6 protein-coding genes are annotated in these 4,701 nt (G+C 59.6%); all 6 read left to right on the top strand.

The annotated features are described in order from the left end of the window. On the top strand, positions 1 to 450 hold a 450-nt coding region (gene hisG / locus DD606_RS23755), incomplete at its 5' end, for an ATP phosphoribosyltransferase (protein WP_139158347.1). A gap of 5 nt (positions 451 to 455) precedes the next feature. Next, the gene (gene hisD, locus DD606_RS23750) at positions 456 to 1,760 is read left to right on the top strand and encodes a histidinol dehydrogenase (RefSeq protein ID WP_048240502.1); all 1,305 of its coding nucleotides are present in this window, start codon (positions 456 to 458) and stop codon (positions 1,758 to 1,760) included. Then, positions 1,757 to 2,818, top strand: coding sequence for a histidinol-phosphate transaminase (gene hisC, locus DD606_RS23745; protein WP_063401755.1), 1,062 nt, complete (start codon positions 1,757 to 1,759; stop codon positions 2,816 to 2,818). The genes hisD and hisC overlap by 4 nt, the downstream gene beginning before the upstream one ends. After that, positions 2,815 to 3,882 (top strand): bifunctional histidinol-phosphatase/imidazoleglycerol-phosphate dehydratase HisB, encoded by a 1,068-nt coding sequence (gene hisB, locus DD606_RS23740; protein WP_129259284.1) that lies wholly within the window; start codon positions 2,815 to 2,817, stop codon positions 3,880 to 3,882. Before hisC ends, hisB begins: the two co-directional genes overlap by 4 nt. Then, positions 3,882 to 4,472 (top strand): imidazole glycerol phosphate synthase subunit HisH, encoded by a 591-nt coding sequence (hisH, locus tag DD606_RS23735; protein WP_003859485.1) that lies wholly within the window; start codon positions 3,882 to 3,884, stop codon positions 4,470 to 4,472. Before hisB ends, hisH begins: the two co-directional genes overlap by 1 nt. Further along, positions 4,472 to 4,701, top strand: a 230-nt coding sequence (locus tag DD606_RS23730) for a HisA/HisF-related TIM barrel protein (RefSeq protein ID WP_255573122.1), incomplete at its 3' end; no start/stop codon positions are given. The genes hisH and DD606_RS23730, both read left to right, overlap by 1 nt.

Genomic DNA, 4,701 nt, shown 5'->3' with positions numbered 1-4,701 from the left:
CTGAATGGCTCTGTTGAAGTGGCGCCGCGTGCGGGCCTGGCCGATGCCATCTGTGACCTCGTCTCCACCGGCGCCACGCTCGAAGCGAACGGCCTGCGCGAAGTGGAGGTGATCTACCGCTCCAAAGCGTGCCTTATCCAGCGCGACGGCGAGATGGCCGACGCCAAACAGCAGCTCATCGACAAACTGCTGACCCGCATTCAGGGCGTGATTCAGGCGCGTGAATCCAAATACATCATGATGCATGCGCCAACCGAGCGTCTGGAGGAAGTGATTGCCCTGCTGCCGGGCGCTGAGCGTCCAACCATTCTGCCGCTGGCGGGCGACCAGCAGCGCGTGGCGATGCACATGGTGAGCAGCGAAACCCTGTTCTGGGAAACCATGGAAAAACTGAAGGCGCTGGGCGCAAGCTCCATTCTGGTGCTGCCAATTGAGAAGATGATGGAGTAACGACCATGAGCTTTAACACAATCATCGACTGGAATACCTGTAGCGACGCGCAACAGCGCGAGCTGCTGATGCGCCCGGCAATTTCCGCTTCGGAGAGCATCACCCGCACCGTGGCGGAGATCCTCGATAACGTCAAAGCCCGCGGAGACGACGCGCTGCGCGAGTACAGCGCGAAGTTTGACAAGACGGAAGTCGGCGCTTTACAGGTTACCGAGCAGGAAATCATTGATGCCAGCAATCGTCTGGGTGATGACATCAAACAGGCGATGGCCGTCGCGGTGAAAAATATTGATACCTTCCACACCGCGCAGAAATTGCAGGCGGTGGATGTGGAAACCCTGCCCGGCGTGCGCTGCCAGCAGGTGACGCGACCGGTGGCGTCCGTCGGCCTCTATATTCCCGGCGGCTCTGCTCCGCTGTTTTCGACCGTCCTGATGCTGGCCACCCCGGCACGTATTGCCGGTTGTCAGAAGGTGGTGCTCTGCTCTCCTCCACCAATTGCCGATGAGATCCTGTACGCGGCGAAGCTGTGCGGCGTGCAGGCGATCTATAAAGTGGGCGGTGCGCAGGCGATTTCCGCCCTGGCGTTCGGGACGGGATCCATTCCTAAGGTCGACAAAATCTTTGGTCCGGGCAATGCGTACGTAACCGAAGCGAAGCGTCAGGTCAGCCAGCGTCTGGACGGCGCGGCGATTGATATGCCTGCCGGTCCGTCTGAAGTGCTGGTGATTGCCGACAGCGGCGCTACACCAGATTTCGTGGCCTCTGACCTGCTCTCGCAGGCCGAGCACGGCCCTGACTCGCAGGTGATTTTACTGACGCCAGATGCCGACATGGCAAAACGCGTGGGCGACGCCGTTGAGCGTCAGCTGGCTGACCTGCCGCGTGCGGAAACGGCGCGTCAGGCGCTATTGGCCAGCCGCCTGATTGTGGCTCGCGATCTTGACCAGTGCATCGCCATCTCCAACCAGTACGGTCCTGAGCACCTGATTATTCAGACCCGTAACGCGCGCGATCTGGTCGACAGCATAACCAGCGCAGGCTCAGTGTTCCTCGGGGACTGGTCACCGGAATCCGCCGGGGATTACGCCTCCGGCACCAACCACGTGCTGCCCACGTATGGCTATACCTCAACCTGCTCCAGCCTGGGGCTGGCAGATTTCCAGAAGCGCATGACCGTGCAGGAACTCTCCCGCGAGGGATTTGCCTCGCTCGCGTCGACCATTGAAACCCTGGCCGCCGCCGAACGTCTGACTGCCCACAAAAATGCCGTGACGCTGCGCGTTGCCGCCCTGAAGGAGCAAGCATGAACATCGAAGAATTAGCCCGTGAAAATGTCCGTCGCCTGACGCCCTATCAGTCTGCGCGTCGTCTTGGCGGCAACGGCGACGTCTGGCTGAATGCCAACGAATACCCCACGCCGGTGGCCTTTGAGCTGTCGCAGCAGACGCTGAACCGCTACCCGGAGTGTCAGCCGAAAGCGGTGATCGAGAACTATGCGCAGTATACAGGCGTGAAGCCTGAGCAGGTGCTGGTCAGCCGCGGAGCGGATGAAGGGATTGAGCTGCTGATCCGCGCCTTCTGCGAGCCGGGTAAAGACGCGGTGATGTACTGCCAGCCCACCTATGGGATGTACAGCGTCAGCGCCGAAACCTTTGGCGTGGCCTGCCGCAACGTGCAGGCGCTGGACAACTGGCAGCTGGATTTGCAGGGCATTGCCGATAACCTCGACGGCGTGAAGGTGGTGTTTGTCTGTAGCCCGAACAACCCGACCGGGCAGATTATCAATCCCCAGGATATCCGCACCCTGCTGGAAATGACGCGCGGCAAAGCGCTGGTCGTGGCCGACGAAGCCTACATTGAGTTCTGCCCACAGGCGACACTGGCAGGCTGGCTTGAAGAGTATCCGCATCTCGTTGTGCTGCGTACCCTTTCCAAAGCCTTCGCCCTCGCCGGCCTTCGCTGTGGATTTACGCTGGCGAATAAAGCGATTATCGACCTGCTGCTGAAAGTCATCGCCCCGTATCCGCTCTCGACGCCGGTTGCCGATATTGCGGCACAGGCGCTGGCCCCGCAGGGCATCAGCGCGATGCGCGAGCGTGTGGCGCAGATCCTGGAAGAGCGTCAGTATCTTGTCGATGCCCTGAAAACGATTCCGTGCGTGGAAGAGGTGTTCGACTCGGAAACCAACTACATCCTGGTGCGCTTCACCGCCTCAAGCGCGATATTTAAATCGTTGTGGGATCAGGGCATTATCTTACGAGACCAGAATAAACAACCTACCCTGAGCGGCTGCCTGCGTATTACCGTCGGCACCCGTGCAGAGAGCCAGCGCGTGATTGACGCCCTGAAAGCGGAGAAAGTATGAGTCAGAAGTATCTCTTTATCGATCGTGACGGCACCATCATCTCGGAGCCACCCAGCGATTTTCAGGTCGATCGTTTCGACAAGCTGGCCTTTGAACCCGATGTGATCCCGGTGCTGCTGAAGCTTCAGAAAGCAGGCTATAAGCTGGTGATGATCACCAACCAGGATGGTCTGGGCACCGACAGCTTCCCGCAGGCGAACTTTGACGGCCCGCACAACCTGATGATGCAGGTGCTGACCTCGCAGGGCATCGCCTTCGACGAGGTGCTGATCTGCCCGCATATGCCTGCCGACGAGTGCGACTGCCGCAAGCCAAAATTGAAGCTTGTTGAACGTTATCTGGCTGAAGAGGCGCTGGATAAAGCCAACAGCTATGTGATTGGCGATCGCGTCACGGATATCACGCTGGCGGAAAACATGGGCATTGCGGGTCTGCGCTATAACCGCGACACGCTAAACTGGGTGATGATTGGCGAGCAGCTCACCAGACGCGACCGCTATTCCCACGTTGAACGCAACACCAAAGAGACGCAGATCGACGTGAAGGTCTGGCTCGACCGCGAAGGCGGCAGCAAGATCCACACTGGCGTCGGTTTCTTTGACCACATGCTGGATCAAATCGCCACGCACGGCGGCTTCCGTATGGAGATCACCGTTAAGGGTGACCTGTATATCGACGATCACCACACCGTGGAAGATACCGGCCTGGCGCTGGGCGAAGCCCTGAAGCTGGCGCTCGGCGACAAGCGCGGCATCAACCGCTTCGGCTTTGTTCTGCCGATGGACGAGTGCCTGGCGCGCTGCGCGATGGATATCTCCGGGCGTCCGCACCTGGAATACAAAGCCGACTTTACCTACCAGCGCGTGGGCGATCTCAGCACCGAGATGGTGGAACACTTCTTCCGCTCGCTTTCTTACACCATGGGCCTGACGCTGCACCTGAAAACCAAAGGCAAAAACGATCACCACCGCGTCGAGAGCCTGTTCAAAGCCTTTGGCCGTACCCTGCGCCAGGCGATCCGCGTGGAAGGTGACGCCCTGCCCTCGTCGAAAGGAGTGCTGTAATGAACGTGGTGATTCTGGACACCGGATGCGCCAATCTGAACTCCGTACAGTCGGCGATTATGCGCCACGGCTACGAGCCGGTGGTGAGCCGCGACCCGGACGTGGTGCTGCGTGCGGATAAACTCTTTCTGCCGGGCGTAGGCACCGCCCAGGCGGCGATGGATCAGATCCATGAGCGCGAGCTGGTTGATCTCATCAAAGCCTGTACTCAACCGGTGCTGGGCATTTGCCTCGGGATGCAGCTGCTTGGCCGCCGCAGCGAAGAGAGCAACGGTGTCGATCTGCTGGGCATTATAGAAGAAGACGTGCCGAAAATGACCGACCACGGCCTGCCGCTGCCGCACATGGGCTGGAACCGCGTTTATCCGAAGGCGGGCAACAGGCTGTTCCAGGGTATTGAAGACGGCGCGTACTTCTATTTCGTCCACAGCTACGCCATGCCCGTGAATACCTACACCATCGCCCAGTGCAATTACGGCGAGGCGTTCACCGCCGCCGTGCAGAAAGATAACTTTTACGGCGTGCAGTTTCACCCGGAACGCTCCGGTGCCGCCGGTGCGCAACTGCTGAAAAATTTCCTGGAGATGTGATGATAATTCCCGCTTTAGATTTAATTGACGGCACGGTTGTTCGTCTCCACCAGGGCGATTACGGGCAGCAGCGCGACTACGGCAACGACCCGCTGCCGCGGTTACAGGCTTACGCCGCCGAGGGCGCTGAGGTGTTGCATCTGGTCGATCTGACCGGCGCGAAAGATCCGGCGAAGCGCCAGATCCCGCTGCTTAAAACACTGGTGGCTGGCGTGGACGTCCCGGTGCA

This window comes from Enterobacter cloacae complex sp. GF14B (assembly GCF_004136805.1).
Classification (GTDB): Bacteria; Pseudomonadota; Gammaproteobacteria; order Enterobacterales; family Enterobacteriaceae; genus Enterobacter; species Enterobacter hormaechei_C.
This window is presented reverse-complemented; position numbering and strand designations above follow the sequence as displayed.

Excerpts from the sequence above, each read along its gene's own strand:
- hisH (WP_003859485.1), top strand. The coding sequence starts at position 3,882 with ATGAACGTGGTGATTCTGGACACCGGATGCGCCAATCTGAACTCCGTA.
- hisC (WP_063401755.1), top strand. The coding sequence starts at position 1,757 with ATGAACATCGAAGAATTAGCCCGTGAAAATGTCCGTCGCCTGACGCCC.
- hisB (WP_129259284.1), top strand. The coding sequence starts at position 2,815 with ATGAGTCAGAAGTATCTCTTTATCGATCGTGACGGCACCATCATCTCG.
- hisD (WP_048240502.1), top strand. The coding sequence starts at position 456 with ATGAGCTTTAACACAATCATCGACTGGAATACCTGTAGCGACGCGCAA.